The sequence below is a fragment of the Streptomyces sp. NPDC085931 genome, from assembly GCF_044540565.1.
Taxonomy (GTDB): Bacteria; Actinomycetota; Actinomycetes; order Streptomycetales; family Streptomycetaceae; genus Streptomyces.
Genome location: NZ_JBITSK010000007.1, coordinates 175,505 through 193,236 on the forward strand (window position 1 = coordinate 175,505; position 17,732 = coordinate 193,236).

The 17,732-nt window shown below is 74.4% G+C and carries 14 protein-coding genes; 11 read left to right on the forward strand and 3 right to left on the reverse strand.

Features of this window, described 5'->3' with window-relative positions; translation table 11 throughout:
• Window positions 1-34 precede the first annotated feature (34 nt).
• On the reverse strand, window positions 35-3,535 hold the full coding sequence (locus ACIGAN_RS16635; protein ID WP_399858177.1) for an FAD-binding and (Fe-S)-binding domain-containing protein: 3,501 nt from the start codon (window positions 3,533-3,535) through the stop codon (window positions 35-37).
• 134 nt (window positions 3,536-3,669) lie between these two features.
• Here ACIGAN_RS16635 and serC point away from each other — a divergent pair, with 134 nt between their 5' ends.
• Window positions 3,670-4,788 carry a phosphoserine transaminase gene (serC, locus tag ACIGAN_RS16640; protein WP_365091187.1) on the forward strand — a complete coding sequence of 373 codons (1,119 nt, stop codon included), beginning with the start codon at window positions 3,670-3,672 and terminating at the stop codon, window positions 4,786-4,788.
• Window positions 4,789-4,863: 75 nt separating this feature from the next.
• On the opposite strand, the gene ACIGAN_RS16645 is transcribed toward serC, so the two are convergent.
• Window positions 4,864-5,736 (reverse strand): NAD(P)-dependent oxidoreductase, encoded by an 873-nt coding sequence (locus ACIGAN_RS16645; protein ID WP_365738222.1) that lies wholly within the window; start codon window positions 5,734-5,736, stop codon window positions 4,864-4,866.
• Window positions 5,737-5,928: 192 nt separating this feature from the next.
• Between ACIGAN_RS16645 and ACIGAN_RS16650 the strand changes: the two genes are divergently transcribed.
• From ACIGAN_RS16650 to ACIGAN_RS16695, 10 genes are all read left to right on the forward strand, one after another.
• Window positions 5,929-6,456 (forward strand): TetR/AcrR family transcriptional regulator, encoded by a 528-nt coding sequence (locus ACIGAN_RS16650; RefSeq protein WP_399858600.1) that lies wholly within the window; start codon window positions 5,929-5,931, stop codon window positions 6,454-6,456.
• A gap of 155 nt (window positions 6,457-6,611) precedes the next feature.
• Window positions 6,612-7,406, forward strand: a complete 795-nt coding sequence (locus tag ACIGAN_RS16655; RefSeq protein ID WP_399858180.1) for a TIGR03084 family metal-binding protein — start codon at window positions 6,612-6,614, stop codon at window positions 7,404-7,406.
• Complete coding sequence (locus tag ACIGAN_RS16660; RefSeq protein ID WP_399858182.1) at window positions 7,403-9,109, forward strand: acyclic terpene utilization AtuA family protein; 1,707 nt, start codon at window positions 7,403-7,405, stop codon at window positions 9,107-9,109. The genes ACIGAN_RS16655 and ACIGAN_RS16660 overlap by 4 nt, the downstream gene beginning before the upstream one ends.
• Window positions 9,106-10,704, forward strand: coding sequence for an acyl-CoA carboxylase subunit beta (locus ACIGAN_RS16665; protein ID WP_399858184.1), 1,599 nt, complete (start codon window positions 9,106-9,108; stop codon window positions 10,702-10,704). Before ACIGAN_RS16660 ends, ACIGAN_RS16665 begins: the two co-directional genes overlap by 4 nt.
• Before the next feature lie 10 nt (window positions 10,705-10,714).
• Window positions 10,715-12,562, forward strand: a complete 1,848-nt coding sequence (locus ACIGAN_RS16670) for an acetyl/propionyl/methylcrotonyl-CoA carboxylase subunit alpha (protein ID WP_399858187.1) — start codon at window positions 10,715-10,717, stop codon at window positions 12,560-12,562.
• Window positions 12,563-12,620: 58 nt separating this feature from the next.
• Window positions 12,621-13,748 (forward strand): acyl-CoA dehydrogenase family protein, encoded by a 1,128-nt coding sequence (locus tag ACIGAN_RS16675; protein ID WP_399858189.1) that lies wholly within the window; start codon window positions 12,621-12,623, stop codon window positions 13,746-13,748.
• Window positions 13,749-13,778: 30 nt separating this feature from the next.
• On the forward strand, window positions 13,779-15,347 hold the full coding sequence (locus ACIGAN_RS16680; protein WP_399858191.1) for a 4-coumarate--CoA ligase family protein: 1,569 nt from the start codon (window positions 13,779-13,781) through the stop codon (window positions 15,345-15,347).
• Window positions 15,344-16,078 (forward strand): enoyl-CoA hydratase family protein, encoded by a 735-nt coding sequence (locus ACIGAN_RS16685; protein ID WP_365738238.1) that lies wholly within the window; start codon window positions 15,344-15,346, stop codon window positions 16,076-16,078. Before ACIGAN_RS16680 ends, ACIGAN_RS16685 begins: the two co-directional genes overlap by 4 nt.
• Window positions 16,066-16,677, forward strand: coding sequence for a TetR/AcrR family transcriptional regulator (locus tag ACIGAN_RS16690; RefSeq protein WP_365091162.1), 612 nt, complete (start codon window positions 16,066-16,068; stop codon window positions 16,675-16,677). The genes ACIGAN_RS16685 and ACIGAN_RS16690 overlap by 13 nt, the downstream gene beginning before the upstream one ends.
• A gap of 2 nt (window positions 16,678-16,679) precedes the next feature.
• A complete protein-coding gene (locus ACIGAN_RS16695; protein WP_365738240.1) occupies window positions 16,680-16,853 on the forward strand; it encodes a hypothetical protein in 174 nt (57 codons plus the stop codon).
• On the opposite strand, the gene pdxH is transcribed toward ACIGAN_RS16695, so the two are convergent.
• Entirely contained in the window at window positions 16,843-17,511 is a 669-nt protein-coding gene (gene pdxH, locus ACIGAN_RS16700) for a pyridoxamine 5'-phosphate oxidase (RefSeq protein WP_399858195.1), read from the reverse strand. The genes ACIGAN_RS16695 and pdxH overlap by 11 nt on opposite strands.
• Between the last annotated feature and the right edge of the window lie 221 nt (window positions 17,512-17,732).

Here is a 17,732-nt window from a genome sequence, read left to right on the forward strand (position 1 = left end):
CACTCGGGTCCGCCCGCCGTGTGGCCCGAACGCCTCACCCGGGCCCCTGGGCGGCAGGGGCGTCGTCCAACGCCTCCGCCAGCACCTGCGCCAGATGCCTGCCGCGCACCCCGGCCAGCTGCTCCAGCTGGGTGCGGCAGGAGAAGCCGTCCGCCAGGACCACCGCGCCCTGTGGGGCGTTCCGCACCGAGGGCAGCAGCTGCTCCTCGGCGCACGCGGCGGACACCTCGGCATGGCCCTTCTCGAAGCCGAAGTTGCCCGCCAGGCCGCAGCAGCCGCCGCTCAGCTCGCCGGAGAGCGCGGCGGCCGCGCGCAGCCGGCGGTCGGCCGCGTCGCCGAGCACCGCGTGCTGGTGGCAGTGGGTCTGGCCGGTCACCGGGCGGTCCACGCGCGGCGGCGTCCAGCCGGGGGCGTACCGCTCCAGCACCTCCGCGAACGTGTGGACCCGGGCGGCGAGGCGGGCCGCGCGCGGGTCGTCGTGCAGCAGCTCGGGGGCGTCCGTGCGCAGGGCCGCCGCGCAGCTCGGCTCCAGCACCACGACCGGCGCGTCCGTCTCCAGCACCGGTTCCATCAGGTCGAGCGTGCGGCGCAGTACCGCCCGGGCGCGGTCGAGCTGCCCGGTGGAGACGTACGTCAGCCCGCAGCAGACCCGGCCCCGCCCGCGCAGCAGCGACAGCGGGTCCAGGGCGACCGTCCTGCCGTCGCCCACCGGCGGTCTGCGCAGGTGCACGGTGGGCGGCAGCGCCACCCGCAGCCCGGCCGCCTCCAGCACCCGCACGGCGGCCCGGCCGACGGCGGGCGAGAAATGCTCGGTGAAGGTATCGGGCCACAGCACGACCAGCCCCCCGGCCACGCCCCCACCCGGCGCGCCGGCTGCGTCCCGGGCCCGCGCTGCGGGGGCGTCTCCGGCCTGCGCGCCGCTTGCGTCTCCGGCCGGCGCTGCGCTTGTGTCTCCGGCCCGTGGTCCGGCCGCGTCTCCGGCCTGCGCTGCGCTTGTGTCTCCGGCCCGTGGTCCGGCCGCGTCTCCGGCCGGCGCTGCGGTTGCCTTCCCGGCCCGTGGTCCGGGCGCGTCCCCGGCCCGCGTGCCGGGCGGGTCTCCGGCCCGTGCTCCGGGCGCGTCTGCGGCCTGCGCTGCGGCTGCGTCTCCGGCCCGTGCTGCGAGTGCGTCCCTGGCCCGCACTCCGGGCGCGTCTCCGGCCTGCGCTGCGGTTGCCTTCCCGGCCCGTGGTCCGGGCGCGTCCCCGGCCCGCGCGCCGGGCGGGTCTCCGGCCCGTGCTCCGGGCGCGTCTGCGGCCTGTGCTGCGGCTGCGTCCCTGGCCCGTGGTCCGGCCGCGTCTCCGCCCCGCGCTCCGGCCGTGCCCCCGGCCCGCGCTCCCGCTGCCTCCCCGCCCCGCGCCCCGCCCACGTCCTCACCCCGCGCTCCCGCCCCCTCCCCGGGCCGCCGCCGCTCCCACCACCGGCTGAAGGTCTGCCGGGTCACCCGCGGCAGCTGCCGCTCCGGCGCGATTCCGGCCAGTCGCTTCGCCGGGCCGGCCAGGAGCCGGGTCCCGGTGAGCGCGTTCACCAGGAGGGCCGTCCGCGTCCGCGCCACCGCGCGCAGCCACACCGGCAGCCACCCCATCGCGTAGTGCGCGGCGGGGCGGCGCCGCCCGGCGTAGTGGTGGTGCAGGAACTCCGCCTTGTACGTGGCCATGTCGACCCCGACCGGGCAGTCCGACCGGCAGCCCTTGCAGGACAGGCACAGGTCGAGCGCCTCCCGGACCTCGGCCGAGCGCCAGCCGTCCGTGACCACCTCACCGGCGAGCATCTCGTGCAGCAGCCGGGCCCGCCCGCGCGTGGAGTGCTCCTCGGCGCCGGTCGCCCGGAAGGACGGGCACATCACGGAGGACCCGGACACCGACGCCGTACGGCACTTGGCGACCCCCACGCAGCGCCGCACCGCCGCCGCGAAGTCGCCGCCGTCCGAGGGATAGCCGAAGGCGACGTCGACCGGTTCGCGGGGCAGGACGGAGAAGCGCAGGCCGGAGTCCAGGGGCGCGGGGCGGACGAGCATCCCGGGGTTGAGGAGGTCGTCCGGGTCCCACACGGCCTTCACCCGCTCGAAGAGGCCCACCATCTCGGCGCCGTACATCAGCGGCAGCAGCTCCGCGCGCGCCTGCCCGTCCCCGTGCTCCCCGGACAGCGAACCCCCGTGCGCCACCACCAGCTCCGCCAGCTCCTGCGAGAAACGGCGGAAGCGGGCGACCCCGGTGCCGGTGAGGAGGTCGAAGTCGATGCGGACGTGGACGCAGCCGTCCCCGAAGTGCCCGTACGGCGTGCCGCGCAGGCCGTGGGCGGCCATCAGCGCCCGGAAGCCGCGCAGATACGCGCCGAGCCGGGCGGGCGGCACCGCGCAGTCCTCCCAGCCCGGCCAGGCCTCGGTCCCGTCCGGCATCCGCGTCGCCGTCCCGCTCGCGTCCTCCCGGATCCGCCACAGCGCGCGCTGCCCCGCCGCGTCCGTGACCACGAGGGCGTCCAGGACGTCGGCGGCCCGCACGATCGCCTCCGCACGCGCGCGTGCCTCCGCCGCCGACTCCCCGCCCGTCTCCACGAACAGCCAGGCCCCGCCCCGGGGCAGGTCCGCGGCCGACGGCACCAGGTCCGCCGCCATGCCCTCCACGGTCAGCGGCCCGAACGGCAGCAGGCCCGCCGCGGCCTCGGCCGCGGCGCTCTCGTCGGCGTACGCGAGCACGGCCAGCGCACGCGCGCGTGGCACCTCGACCAGCCGGACGACCGCCTCCGTCAGCACGCCCAGCGTGCCCTCGGAGCCGCAGAAGGAGCGGGCCACGTCGGCGCCCCGCTCGGGCAGCAGGGCGTCCAGCGCGTAACCGGAGATGCGGCGGGGCAGATCGGGGAACCCCGTGCGCAGCCGGGCCAGTTCGCCCTCCGCCAGCGCCCGCAGGCCCTCGGGCGCCCCGGCCCAGTCCCGCCCGAGCCGCAGCCGCCCGCCGCGCGCGGTCACCACGTCCAGCTCCCGCACGCTGTCCGCGGTCGTCCCCCACGCCACCGAGTGCGAGCCGCACGCGTTGTTGCCGATCATGCCGCCGAGCGTGCACCTGCTGTGCGTGGACGGATCCGGGCCGAAGCGCAGCCCGTGCGGGGCGGCGGCCTCCTGGAGCCGGTCGAGCACCAGACCGGGCTGCACCACGGCCGTGCGCGCCCGGGGATCCAGGGCGACCAGCCGGTTCATGTACCGCGTGAAGTCCAGCACCACGCCCGTGCCCGTCGCCTGCCCGGCGATGGACGTGCCCCCGCCCCGCGGCACCACGGGCACGCCCCGCCCCCGGCACACCTCCAGCACGGCCGCCACGTCGTCGGCGTCCGCCGGCGCCACCACCCCGTACGGCACCCGCCGGTAGTTGGACGCGTCCATGGTGACCAGCGCCCGGTCCAGGGCGGCGAAGCCGACGTCACCCCGGACGGCCGCGCGCAACTCGCCCTCCAGGGCCGCGAGCTCCCTGGCCGTCAGCTCCGTGCCGTGCGGAAGATCCGTCATCCCTCCAGCATGCACGCGAGCACTGACAGTGACGACCCCGCGTCCGGCGGGCCGGAACACCGGCGCCCCCGTGACCGTCTCACCCGACGGACGACGTTTCGCCCACGTTTCTGTGAACGGCTACGCTCCCCTCCGTGGCTGAGATCCGGATTCCCTCTGACATCAAGCCCGCGGACGGACGTTTCGGCGCGGGTCCCTCCAAGGTGCGGACGGAGGCGCTGGACGCCCTCGCCGCCACCGGCACCTCCCTCCTGGGCACCTCCCACCGTCAGGCTCCCGTCAAGAACCTGGTCGGCCAGGTCCGCGAGGGCATCAGCGAGCTGTTCCAGCTCCCGGAGGGCTACGAGGTGGTCCTCGGCAACGGCGGCTCCACCGCGTTCTGGGACATCGCGACGCACGGCCTGATCGAGAACAAGTCGCAGCACCTGAGCTTCGGCGAGTTCTCCTCCAAGTTCGCCAAGGCCGCCAAGCTCGCCCCCTGGCTGGCCGAGCCGGACGTCGTCTCCGCCGACCCGGGCACCCACCCCGAGCCGGTCGCCGCCGAGGGCGTGGACGTCTACGCGTTCACCCACAACGAGACCTCCACCGGTGTCGCCATGCCGATCAAGCGTGTGGCCGGCGCCGACGAGGGCGCCCTGGTGCTCGTGGACGCCACCTCCGGCGCCGGCGGCCTGCCCGTCGACATCAGCGAGACGGACGTCTACTACTTCGCCCCGCAGAAGTCCTTCGCCTCCGACGGCGGCCTGTGGATCGGCGTGTTCTCCCCGGCCGCCATCGAGCGCGCCGAGCGGATCCACGCCTCCGGCCGCCACGTCCCGGAGTTCTTCTCGCTGCCCACGGCGATCGACAACTCCCGCAAGAACCAGACGTACAACACCCCGGCCCTCGCCACCCTCTTCCTGCTGAACCAGCAGCTGGAGTGGATCAACGGCCAGGGCGGCCTGGACTGGTCGGTCCGCCGCACGGCCACCTCCGCGCGGACGCTGTACGGCTGGGCCGAGGACGTGAAGTTCGCGAACCCGTTCGTCACCGACCCGGCCAAGCGCTCGCAGGTCATCGGCACGATCGACTTCACGGACGAGGTCGACGCCGCCGCCGTCGCGAAGGTGCTGCGCGCCAACGGCATCGTCGACACCGAGCCGTACCGCAAGCTCGGCCGCAACCAGCTGCGCGTCGCGATGTTCCCGGCGATCGACCCGGCGGACGTCGAGGCGCTCACCAAGTGCGTCGACTACGTGATCGAGCAGCTCTGAACGGCCGAGGAGCTCCGGCCTTCCCGCGTATGTGACCGAGGGCGCCCCGCACAGGCGGGGCGCCCTCCGCCGTGCTCAGGCCGCCGCGCCCCGCCCGAACACCTCGAACAGCCGGGTCAGGCTGTCCTCCTCGTATCCTTCGGCCGCCCCCCGGCGGAACGCCTCCCGCACCGCCGCGGGCAGCGCCGGGTCCACGCCCGAGTCCCGCGTGGTGTGCACGACGTGGTCCATGCTCGCCACGGCCATCGAGATCCGCTCGACGTCGCCCGTGTGCCGCCCCGCCTCGATCCGGGGCGTGTAGAAGTCGAGGAACCGGTCCATCCCGCCCAGGGTCCGCGCCGCGTACGGGGCGAACTGCGAGGCGCTGATGCCGTGGGCGTCCGCCACGGCCAGGGTGTGCAGCCAGGCGGTCAGGGTGGTCCAGAAGAGATCCATCTGGAGCTGGTAGTACAGCGCGGCCAGGCCCGGGTCCTCGCCCCGGTAGTCGGTGCCGGTGAGGACCTTCAACACGTCCTCGTGGGCGTCGAAGACCTCCCGGGGACCGCTGTAGAAGGTGTCGGACTCCGGCGAACCGATCCCGGAGGGCGGTGTCTGCACCCCGCCGGTGAGATGGCGCGCCCCGTGCTGCGCGGCCCAGGCAGCTCCCTCACGGGCGCGCTCGGGGGTGTCGGAGCTGAGGTTGACCAGGACCCGGCCGCGCAGGGCCGGGGCCGCGGGCTCCAGGAGGGCGTACATGGCGGCGTAGTCGGTGAGGCTCAGTACCACCACCTCGTTGGCCGCCAGCGCCTCCTCGACGGTGGCGGCCCGCACGGCGCCCCGCGCGACCAGCTCGTCGGCGCGGCTCGCGGTGCGGTTCCACACGGTGACGCGGTAACCGGCGTCCAGATAGGCGCCGGCCATGGCGCGGCCCATGGGGCCGAGGCCGATGACGGTGACGGACGTGCTCATGGAGATCCCCCTCTGATCACCGTGACCACTCTGATCACGGCTAGAACGAACGCTCTATCCAGAGAGGAACGTAGCACAGCCACTAGAGCGATCGCTCTAGCTCGATAGAGTGGGTGCGTGAAGACCAGGGCCCCGCACGACCTCGAAACCGCCGGCACCCGCGAGCGGATCGTCCGCACGGCGTCCCGCCTGATGCAGCGCCAGGGCTACGAGGGCACGGGCATCAAGCAGATCTCCCGAGAGGCCGGTGCGACGCTCGGATCGGTCTACCACTTCTTCCCCGGCGGCAAGCAGGAGCTCGGCGCGGCGGCCGTGCGCCTCGGCGACGAGGAGTTCACCGAACTGCTGCGCGAGACGCTCGACGCGGAACCGGACCCGGAGCGGGCCCTCCTCGCCCTCGCCGCGTCCCTGGCCGAGGGGCTGCGCGACTCCGACTGGCTCGACGGCTGCCCGGTCACCGCCGCCGCGGTCGGCACGGCGGCCGGCGCGCCCGGCATCCAGCGGGCGGCGGCGGAGGCGTTCGCGCGCTGGCGGAAGGTGGTCGCCGAGGGGCTGGTCGCGGCCGGTTTCGCCGAGACCGACGCCGAGGAGCTGGCCCACACGGTGATCGCGACCCTGGAGGGCGCGGAACTGGCCGCCCAGGTCGCCCGCAGCACCACACCACTGGACCTCGCGGGCCGCCACCTGTCCCGCCTGATCGCCTCGTACCGCGGAGACTGAGCCCCCCTCGGCGTCCCCCCGGCACCGCCCTTCGCCCGGCCTGGGCGCGTTTTCATGCAAGCATGCTTGATTGTTTCCGGGTGTGCTGCCATGCTCCTCAGCACGTCGCACCGTCCCGCACGCCGCCGTGGCCCGTGGTCCGAGGGGAGCGCCCCGTGTCCGATCCGACGTCCGTGCTCGACGACCTGCGCGAGGAGAGCGAGGAACTCGACCGCCTCGTGGCCGGCGCGGACGCGCGGCGCTGGGCGCTCGCGACCCCCGCGCCCGGCTGGACCGTGGCCCACCAGATCGCCCACCTGGCCTGGACCGACCGCTCGGCCCTGCTCGCGGTCACGGACGCCGACGGCTTCCGCGCCCTGGTCGACAAGGCCCTCGCGGCGCCGGGCTCCTTCGTCGACGAGGGGGCCGGGGAGGGCGCCGCGCTCCCGCCCGGCGTTCTGCTCGCCCGCTGGCGTGAGGGCCGCGCGGCGCTGGAGGAGGCCCTGCGCGCCGCACCGCCCAAGGCGCGCTTCCCCTGGTACGGGCCGCCCATGTCGGCCGCATCCATGGCGACGGCCCGACTCATGGAGACGTGGGCCCACGGACAGGACGTCGCCGACGCCCTGGGTGTGGTGCGCCCACCCACCGACCGGCTTCGGCATGTGGCCTGGCTCGGGGTGCGGACCCGTGACTTCGCCTTCGGCGTGCAGGGGCTCACTCCGCCCGGCGACCCCTTCCGCATCGAACTGCGGGCACCCTCCGGCGACCTGTGGACCTACGGACCCGACGACGCCGGACAGCGCGTCACCGGCCCCGCCCTCGACTTCTGCCTCCTGGTCACCCAGCGCGCCCACCGCGACGACCTGGCCCTGCGCGCCGACGGCCCCGACGCCGACCGCTGGCTGGACATCGCCCAGGCCTTCGCGGGACCGCCGGGCGGCGGACGCCCGCGGAAGGGCGCCGCCTCGTGACGACCCCGCGCACCGGCAGCACGGGCGAGCCGGCGGCACCCCTGCGCATCGGCAACGCCTCCGGCTTCTACGGCGACCGCTTCGACGCCCTGCGCGAGATGCTCACCGGCGGCGAACTCGACGTCCTCACCGGCGACTACCTCGCCGAGCTGACCATGCTCATCCTCGGCCGGGACCGGCTCAAGGACCCGGGCGCCGGATACGCCCGCACCTTCCTGCGGCAGCTGGAGGAGTGCCTCGGCCTGGCACACGAGCGGGGCGTGCGGATCGTGACCAACGCGGGCGGGCTCAACCCGGCCGGACTCGCCGACACCGTACGGGAGTTGGCCGGCCGGCTCGGCATCCCGGTGCGCGTGGCCCACGTGGAGGGCGACGACCGCACCGCCGCCCACCCCGGCAGCCTCACCGCCCACGCCTACCTCGGCGGCTTCGGCATCGCGGCCTGCCTGCGCGCGGGCGCCGACCTCGTGGTGACCGGTCGCGTGACGGACGCGGCCCTGGTCACCGGCCCCGCCGCCGCCCACTTCGGCTGGACACCGGCGGATCACGACCGGCTCGCGGGGGCCGTCGTCGCCGGGCACGTCCTGGAGTGCGGGGCGCAGGCCACCGGCGGCAACTACGCCTTCTTCCGCGACGGTGACGTGCGCCGCCCCGGCTTCCCGCTCGCCGAGCTGCACGACGACGGCAGCTGCGTGATCACCAAGCACCCCGGCACCGGCGGCTTCGTCGACACCGGCACGGTCACCGCCCAGCTGCTCTACGAGACGGCCGGTGCCCGGTACGCCGGGCCGGACGTCACCGCCCGGCTGGACACCGTGCGGCTCGCCCAGGACGGGCCCGACCGGGTGCGGATCGAGGGCGTGCGCGGGGAGGCGCCCCCGCCGGCCCTCAAGGTCGGGCTCAACCGGCTCGGCGGCTACCGCAACGAGGTCGTCTTCGTGCTCACCGGTCTCGACATCGAGGCCAAGGCCGCCCTCGTCCGGGACCAGATGGAGCCCGCCCTGAGCGGGATCGCCGACGTGCGCTGGGAGTTGTCGCGCACCGACCGCCCCGACGCCGGCACCGAGGAATGCGCGAGCGCGCTGCTGCGGCTGGTCGTGCGGGACCCGGAGCAGCAGGCCGTGGGGCGGGCGCTGAGCGGGGCCGCGGTGGAACTGGCGCTGGCCAGCTACCCCGGCTTCCATGTGCTGGCGCCCCCCGGAAAGGGCGCGCCCTATGGGGTGTTCGAGGAGGTGTACGTCCCCCATGGCGCGGTCGACCATGTGGCCGTCCTCCACGACGGACGCCGGGTCACGGTGTCCCCGCCCCAGGACACCCGGGTACTCGGCGACGTCCCGGAGCCGCCCCTGCCGCAGCCGCTGCCGCCCGGGCCGAGCCGCCGGGCCCCGCTCGGGCTGGTCGCGGGGGCGCGCAGCGGCGACAAGGGCGGCAACGCCAACGTCGGCGTCTGGACCCGCGCGGACGACGCCTGGCGGTGGCTCGCGCACGAACTGACCGTCGAGCGGTTCCGTGAGCTGATCCCCGAGAGCCGCCCGCTGACGGTGACCCGGCACGTGCTGCCCCGCCTGCGCGCCCTGAACTTCGTGGTCGAGGGGATCCTCGGCCAGGGGGTCGCCGCCCAGCACCGCTTCGACCCGCAGGCCAAGGCGCTCGGCGAATGGCTGCGCTCCCGCCACCTGGAGATACCGGAGGCCCTGCTGTGACCGTCCTGACCTCCGCGCTCGACACCGCCGGCCCCGACTTCCGGGCCGCCCGCGAGGCGATGCTCGCCAAGCTCGCCGCCCTCGACGCCGAGCACGCCAAGGCCCTCGCGGGCGGCGGCGAGAAGTACGTCGCACGGCACCGGGCGCGCGGCAAACTCCTCGCCCGCGAGCGCATCGAGCTGCTCCTCGACCCCGACACGCCCTTCCTGGAGCTGTCCCCGCTGGCCGCCTGGGGCAGCGACTGCACCGTCGGCGCGTCCCTGGTCACCGGCATCGGCGTCGTCGAGGGCGTCGAGTGCCTGATCACCGCCAACGACCCGACCGTACGCGGCGGGGCGAGCAACCCCTGGTCCCTGAAGAAGGCCCTGCGCGCCAACGACATCGCCCTCGCCAACCGGCTGCCGTGCATCAGCCTGGTGGAGTCCGGCGGCGCCGACCTGCCCTCCCAGAAGGAGATCTTCATCCCCGGGGGCGCCATCTTCCGGGACCTGACCCGGCTGTCGGCCGCCGGCATCCCGACCGTCGCGGTCGTCTTCGGCAACTCCACCGCGGGCGGCGCCTACATCCCCGGCATGTCCGACCACGTCATCATGGTCAAGGAGCGGGCCAAGGTGTTCCTCGGCGGCCCGCCGCTGGTGAAGATGGCGACCGGCGAGGAGAGCGACGACGAGTCCCTGGGCGGCGCGGAGATGCACGCGCGCACCTCGGGCCTCGCCGACTACTTCGCCGTCGACGAGCACGACGCCCTGCGGCAGGCCCGGCGCGTGCTCGCCCGCCTCAACCACCGCAAGGCGTACGGCGATCCCGGCCCGGCCGAGCCGCCCAAGTACGACGCCGAGGAACTCCTCGGCATCGTCCCGGGCGACTTGAAGAGCCCCTTCGACCCGCGCGAGGTCATCGCCCGCGTCGTCGACGCCTCCGACTTCGACGAGTTCAAACCGCTGTACGGCACGAGCCTGGTCACCGGCTGGGCCGCCCTGCACGGCTATCCGGTCGGCATCCTCGCCAACGCCCAGGGGGTCCTGTTCAGCGAGGAGTCCCAGAAGGCCGCCCAGTTCATCCAGCTCGCCAATCAGCGCGACATCCCGCTGCTCTTCCTGCACAACACCACCGGCTACATGGTCGGCCGGGAGTACGAGCAGGGCGGCATCATCAAGCACGGCGCGATGATGATCAACGCCGTCAGCAACAGCCGCGTCCCGCACCTGTCGGTCCTCATGGGCGCCTCCTACGGGGCCGGCCACTACGGCATGTGCGGCCGCGCCTACGACCCCCGCTTCCTCTTCGCCTGGCCCAGCGCCAAGTCGGCCGTCATGGGCCCGCAGCAGCTCGCCGGCGTGCTGTCGATCGTCGCCCGCCAGTCCGCCGCGGCCAAGGGACAGCCCTACGACGACGAGGCCGACGCCGCGCTGCGCGCCATGGTCGAGCAGCAGATCGAGTCCGAGTCGCTGCCGATGTTCCTGTCCGGGCGGCTCTACGACGACGGCGTGATCGACCCGCGCGACACCCGGACCGTTCTCGGCCTGTGCCTGTCCGCGATCCACACCGCCCCCTACGAGGGCGCGCGCGGCGGCTTCGGCGTCTTCCGGATGTGAGGAACCTTCAGTGATCACTTCTGTGCTGGTCGCCAACCGGGGCGAGATCGCCTGCCGGGTCTTCCGCACCTGCCGCGAGCTGGGCATCCGCACGGTCGCCGTGGTCTCGGACGCCGACGCGCACGCCCTCCACGCGCGCGTGGCCGACGCGAGCGTCCGCCTCCCGGGGGAGACGCCCGCGGACACCTACCTGCGCGGCGACCTGATCGTGAAGGCCGCCGTCGCGGCCGGCGCGGACGCCGTGCACCCCGGCTACGGCTTTCTCTCCGAGAACGCGGACTTCGCCCGGGCCGTCCTGGACGCCGGCCTGACCTGGATCGGCCCGCCCCCGGACGCGATCGAGGCGATGGCGTCCAAGACCCGCGCCAAGCGGCTCCTGGGCATCGCGCCGCTCACCGAGGTCACCGAGGCCGACCTGCCGGTGCTGGTGAAGGCCGCCGCGGGCGGCGGCGGCCGGGGCATGCGCGTCGTACGGCACCTGGCGGACCTGGACGCCGAACGGGCCGCCGCCGGCGCGGAGGCGGCGAGCGCCTTCGGCGACGGCGAGGTCTTCGTCGAGCCGTACGTCGAGCGCGGCCGCCACGTCGAGGTGCAGATCCTCGCCGACACCCACGGCACCGTCTGGGCGCTCGGCACCCGCGACTGCTCCCTGCAGCGCCGCCACCAGAAGGTGATCGAGGAGGCACCGGCCCCCGGTCTGCCCGCCGGACTGGAGGAGGAACTGCACGCCCTGGCCGTCCGGGCCGCCCGGGCCGTCGACTACGTGGGCGCCGGCACGGTCGAGTTCCTCGTCGCCGACGGCACGGCGCACTTCCTGGAGATGAACACCCGCCTGCAGGTGGAACACCCGGTCACCGAGGCCGTGTTCGGCATCGACCTGGTCGCCGAGCAGATCCGTGTCGCCGAGGGCCGTCCCCTGGCCCCCGACCCGCCGCGCGCGCGGGGGCACGCCGTGGAGGCCCGCCTGTACGCCGAGGACCCGGCCCGCGACTGGTCCCCGCAGACGGGCACCCTGCACCGCCTGGCGGTCCCCGACGCCGTCCGCCTGGACACCGGTTACACGGACGGCGACCCGATCGGCGTCCACTACGACCCCCTGCTCGCCAAGGCCGTCGCCCACGCGCCCACCCGCGCGGAGGCCGTGCGCGCCCTGGCCTCCGCCCTGGAACGGGCCGCGATCCACGGCCCCGTCACCAACCGCGACCTGCTGGTCCGCTCCCTGCGCCACCCCGAGTTCACCGCCGCCCGCATGGACACCGGCTTCTACGACCGCCACCTCGCGGACCTGACCGAGCCGGCCCCCGACCCGCACGCCCCCCTGGCCGCCGCCCTCGCCGACGCCCGCGCCCGCTCCCGCCCCGGATTCGGCGGCTGGCGCAACGTCCCCTCCCAGCCGCAGACCAAGCGCTACCTGATGGCGGGCGAGGAGCACGAGGCCCACTACCGGCACACCCGGCAGGGCCTGGAGGCGGACGGCGTGCGCGTGGTGCACACCGGGGAGCACCTGGTGATCCTCGAAGTGGACGGCGTGCGGCGCCGGTTCGAGGTCGCCCGCCACGGCGACCGGGTCTACGTCAACACCACCGTCCTGACCGCCCTGCCCCGCTTCCCCGACCCCACCGCGCAACACGCCCCCGGCTCCCTCCTGGCCCCCATGCCGGGCACGGTCGTCCGCGTCGCCGACGGCCTCACGGCGGGGACCCCGGTGCAGGCCGGCGAGCCCCTGCTCTGGCTGGAGGCGATGAAGATGCAGCACAAGATCTCCGCCCCGGTGACCGGAACCCTGACGTCGTTGCCGGTCGCACCCGGTCAGCAGGTCGAGCCGGGGACGTTGCTGGCGGTTGTGCAGGAGGCCTGAAGGGGCGCGGGGAACTGCGCGCCCAGCCACACACGACCCGCACCCGAAAGGACGTCCCATGGACACCGAAGACCACAAGGCGCTCCGAGAAGCGGTCGCCGCACTGGGCAGACGCCACGGCCGGAACGCCGACCCCGACCGGCTCTGGTCCGAGGCGGGCGAACTCGGCTACCTGGGCGTCAACCTGCCGGAGGCGCACGGCGGCGGAGGCGGCGGCATCGCCGAACTCTCCATCGTCCTGGAGGAACTCGGCGCCGCCGGCTGCCCCCTGCTCATGCTGGTGGTCTCACCGGCCATCTGCGGCACGGTCATCGCCCGCTTCGGCACCGACGCCCAGAAACGGCAGTGGCTGCCCGGCCTGTCCGACGGCACCCGCCGGATGGCCTTCGGCATCACCGAACCCGACGCCGGCTCCAACTCCCACCGCATCACCACCACCGCCCGCCGCGACCAGGACACCGGAGGCTGGATCCTCACCGGCCGCAAGGTCTTCATCTCCGGCGTCGACATCGCCGACGCCACCCTGATCGTGGGCCGCACCGAGGACGCCCGCACCGGCCGCCTCAAGCCCTGCCTGTTCATCGTCCCGCGCGACACCCCCGGCTTCACGCGCCGCCCCATCGACATGGAAGTCCACGCCGCGGAGAAGCAGTTCGAGCTGGTCCTGGACGACGTACGGCTGCCCGCCGACGCGCTCGTCGGCGACGAGGACGCGGGACTGCTCCAGTTGTTCGCCGGACTCAACCCCGAGCGGATCATGACGGCCGCCTTCGCGATCGGCATGGGCCGCCACGCCCTCGCCAAGGCCGTCGAATACGCCCGCGACCGCACCGTCTGGAACGCCCCCATCGGCGCCCACCAGGCCATCGCCCACCCGCTCGCCCAGGCGCACATCGACCTCGAACTCGCCCGCCTGATGATGCAGAAGGCCGCCGCCCTCTACGACGCCGGCGACGACACGGGCGCCGGGGAGGCCGCCAACATGGCCAAGTACGCGGCCGGGGAGGCCTGTGTGAAGGCCGTCGACCAGGCCGTGCACACCCTGGGCGGCAACGGGCTCACCCGCGAGTACGGCCTGGCGCGGCTGATCACGGCCGCGCGCGTGGCCCGTATCGCGCCGGTGAGCCGGGAGATGATTCTCAACTACGTCTCGCACCAGACCCTGGGCCTGCCCAAGTCGTACTGAGACGACCCGCGCCGCGAGGAGGAACCAGCCATGTTCCGCAGCGAGTACGCAGACGTCCCGCCCGTCGACCTCCCCATCCACGACGCCGTCCTGGCGCGGGCCGCCGAGTTCGGCGACATCCCGGCCCTGATCGACGGCACCGACGGCACCACCCTCTCGTACGAGCAGGTGGACCGGTTCCACCGGCGCGTCGCCGCCGCCCTGGCCGAGGCCGGGGTCCGCAAGGGCGACGTCCTCGCCCTGCACAGCCCCAACACCGTGGCCTTCCCGATCGCGTTCTACGCCGCCACGCGCGCGGGTGCCACCGTCACCACCGTCCACCCGCTCGCCACCGCCGAGGAGTTCGCCAAGCAGCTCACCGACTGCGCGGCCCGCTGGATCGTCACCGTCTCACCGCTGCTGGACGCCGCCCGCCGGGCCGCCGAACTCGCGGGCGGCGTACGGGAGATCTTCGTGTGCGACAGCGCGGCCGGCCACCGCTCCCTGATCGACATGCTGGCCACCACCGCGCCCGAGCCGGACGTCGTCATCGACCCCGCCGAGGACGTGGCCGCCCTGCCGTACTCCTCCGGCACCACCGGCACGCCCAAGGGCGTGATGCTCACCCACCGGCAGATCGCCACCAACCTCGCCCAGCTGAACCCGGCGATCCCGGCCGGTCCGGGCGACCGCGTCCTGGCGGTGCTGCCCTTCTTCCACATCTACGGCCTCACCGCCCTGATGAACGCGCCCCTGCGGCAGGGCGCCACCGTCGTCGTGCTGCCCCGCTTCGACCTGGAGCAGTTCCTCGCGGCGATCCAGAACCACCGCATCACCGCCCTCTACGTGGCCCCGCCCATCGTCCTGGCCCTCGCCAAGCATCCGGCCGTCGCCCGGTACGACCTGTCGTCCCTGCGGTACATCGTCAGCGCCGCCGCGCCCCTGGACGCCCGGCTCGCCGCCGCCTGCTCCGCACGCCTCGGCCTGCCGCCCGTCGGCCAGGCCTACGGCATGACCGAACTGTCGCCCGGCACTCACGTGGTCCCCCTGGACGCCATGCGCGACGCCCCGCCCGGCACCGTCGGCAAGCTCGTCGCCGGCACCGAGATGCGCATCGTCTCCCTCGACGACCCGGCCGAGGACCTGCCCGTGGGGGAGCCGGGCGAGATCCTCATCCGCGGCCCCCAGATCATGAAGGGCTACCTCGGCCGCCCCGACGCCACCGCCGCCCTGATCGACGCCGACGGCTGGCTGCACACGGGGGACGTCGGGTATGCCGACGCGGACGGCTGGCTGTTCGTCGTGGACCGGGTGAAGGAACTCATCAAGTACAAGGGCTTCCAGGTGGCCCCCGCCGAACTGGAGGCCCTCCTGCTCACCCACCCGGGCATCGCCGACGCCGCCGTCATCGGCAGGTACGACGCCGACGGCAACGAGGTCCCGCACGCCTACGTGGTCCGCCAGCCGACCGCCGCGGACCTCACCGAGGCGGAGATCATGATGTACGTCGCCGAGCGCGTGGCCCCCTACAAGCGGATCCGTCACGTCACCTTCATCGTCGGCGTCCCCCGCGCCGCCTCCGGCAAGATCCTCCGCCGACAGCTCAGGGAGAACGCATGACGCTGATCACCCGGGCCCGCGACCGGGCCGTGGACACCCTGTCCCTGGACTCGCCGCACAACCGCAACGCCCTGTCGGCGGCCCTGGTCGGCGAACTGGCCGACGCGCTCACCGGCGCCGCCGAGGACCCCGGCGTGCGCGCCGTCGTCCTCACCCACACCGGCACCACGTTCAGCGCCGGCGCCGACCTCAGGGACCCGCCCGAGCCCGAGGCCCTGGTCGCCCTGCTGCGGCAGATCATCGAACTGCCCAAACCGGTCCTCGCCCGGGTCACCGGCCACGTCCGCGCGGGCGGCCTCGGCCTGCTGGCCGCCTGCGACATCGCGGTCGCGTCCACGGCAGCCACCTTCGCCTTCACCGAGGTCCGCATCGGCGTGGCACCCGCCGTCATCTCTCTGCCGCTGCTGTCCCGCACCCACCCCCGCGCCCTCGCCCGCCACTACCTCACCGGCGAGCGCTTCGACGCGGCCGAGGCCACCGCGACGGGCCTGCTCACCGCCCACGCCGACGACGTCGACACGGCCCTGGCCCCGATCCTCGACGGCCTGCGCAGAGCCGCCCCGGACGCCCTGGCCGAGACGAAACGGCTGCTCACGGCTAGGGTGCTGGAAGCCTTCGACCGGGACGCGGCCGACCTGACCGCGCTCTCGGCCCGGCTGTTCGCCTCCCCGCAGGCACGCGAGGGGATGACGGCCTTCCTCGAACGACGGGATCCGGCATGGGTGGTGTGAGCACGGCTGACCGTGCGGAGAGAGTCCCCAAGCAGGACCGCAGCCGGGCCACCCGGCAGCGGCTCCTGGAAGCCGCCGTGGCCTGCCTCGCGGAGCACGGCTGGGCCGGTTCCACCGTCTCCGTCGTCGCCGAGCGGGCCGGTGTCTCCCGCGGCGCCGCCCAGCACCACTTCCCGACCCGCGAGGACCTCTTCACGGCGGCCGTGGAGTACGTCGCCGAGGAACGCTCCACCGCCCTGCGCGCCCTCTTCCCCGAGGGCGCGGCCGGGGACCGGCACGCCGTCGTCGCCGCCCTGGTCGACCTCTACACCGGCCCGCTGTTCCGCGCCGCCCTCCACCTGTGGGTCGCCGCCTCCAACGAGGAACAGCTCCGCCCCCGCGTCACCGAACTCGAATCCCGCGTCGGCCGGGAGACCCACCGCATCGCCGTCGACCTCCTCGCCGCCGACGAGTCCGTCCCCGGCGTCCGCGAGACGGTCCAGGGCCTGCTCGACATGGCCCGCGGCCTGGGCCTGGCCAACCTCCTCACCGACGACGCGGCCCGCCGCGAACGGGTGGTCGCCCAGTGGGCGGGGCTGCTGGAGGAGACGCTGGGCTGACCGTGGGCGACTCCTCTCAGACGATCGTGGACCTCGACGCGCCCGCGGCGGACGCCGAGCCCTCGGCCCGGCGGGCCGAGGAGTGGCTCTCGGCGCAGGGCGTGGCCAAACGGTCACCGGACGGCGTTCGGGTGGGGAGACCTCTGCAGCGCCGGGCGCGGCGCCTCACGGGCTGAGCCGCTCCACCCGCCAGCTGCCGTCCGGCTGTTCCACGTACCGCAGGCGGTCGTGCAGCCGGTTCTCGCGGCCCTGCCAGAACTCCACCGTCTGCGGGGCCACCCGGAAACCGCCCCAGTGCGGTGGCACCGGCACCTGCTCGCCGTCCGGGTAGCGGGCGGCCAGTTCGGCGTAGGCGCCGTCGATGTCGGCCCGGGTGGGGACCACCGAGGACTGGGCGCTGGCCCACGCGCCGAGCTGCGAGCCGTGCGGGCGGGTGCGGAAGTAGGCGGCCGTCTCGTCCCGGCCGGTGCGCCGCGCGACGCCCGTGACGATGACCTGGCGGGCCATGGGGTGCCAGGGGAACAGCAGGGAGACGTACGGGTTCTCGGCCAGGTCGCGGGCCTTGCGGGAGTCGTAGTTGGTGTAGAAGACGAAGCCCTGCTCGTCGAAGTGCTTCAGCAGGACCGTACGGGAGCTGGGCCGGCCCTCGGCGTCGGCGGTCGAGACGATCATGGCGTTCGGTTCGAACAGCCCGCCGTCGGTCGCGGCCTGCTTGAACCAGCGCGCGAACTGCTCGACGGGCGTGGCGGCCAGCTCGTTCTCGGAGAGCCCTTCCGCCCGGTACTGCTTGCGCATCGAGGCCGGATCGAGGGGGACGTCGTCGCGGTCGGTCACCCGGTCATCTTGCCGTACGGACGGTGTCCTTCGTCACTGCATGGCACTGAGTGCCGCGAACCCTCCCCAACCTTGACACCCGGAGATATCGTTTCGGTGCCGTTGCGGTTGGGTGACCGCCGACCGTACGGGGCATCACAGGGGCAACCGGCCGGGACCGCGAGTCGCCGCAGACGACCGCGGATCCTCTGGACGGCCGCCCGCTGCGCCAGCTGACCGAC

Coding starts and splice junctions, on each gene's coding strand:
- ACIGAN_RS16635 (WP_399858177.1), bottom strand. CDS start 3,535: ATGACGGATCTTCCGCACGGCACGGAGCTGACGGCCAGGGAGCTCGCG.
- ACIGAN_RS16645 (WP_365738222.1), bottom strand. CDS start 5,736: ATGAGCACGTCCGTCACCGTCATCGGCCTCGGCCCCATGGGCCGCGCC.
- ACIGAN_RS16650 (WP_399858600.1), top strand. CDS start 5,929: ATGCAGCGCCAGGGCTACGAGGGCACGGGCATCAAGCAGATCTCCCGA.
- ACIGAN_RS16675 (WP_399858189.1), top strand. CDS start 12,621: ATGGACACCGAAGACCACAAGGCGCTCCGAGAAGCGGTCGCCGCACTG.
- ACIGAN_RS16680 (WP_399858191.1), top strand. CDS start 13,779: ATGTTCCGCAGCGAGTACGCAGACGTCCCGCCCGTCGACCTCCCCATC.
- ACIGAN_RS16685 (WP_365738238.1), top strand. CDS start 15,344: ATGACGCTGATCACCCGGGCCCGCGACCGGGCCGTGGACACCCTGTCC.
- ACIGAN_RS16690 (WP_365091162.1), top strand. CDS start 16,066: ATGGGTGGTGTGAGCACGGCTGACCGTGCGGAGAGAGTCCCCAAGCAG.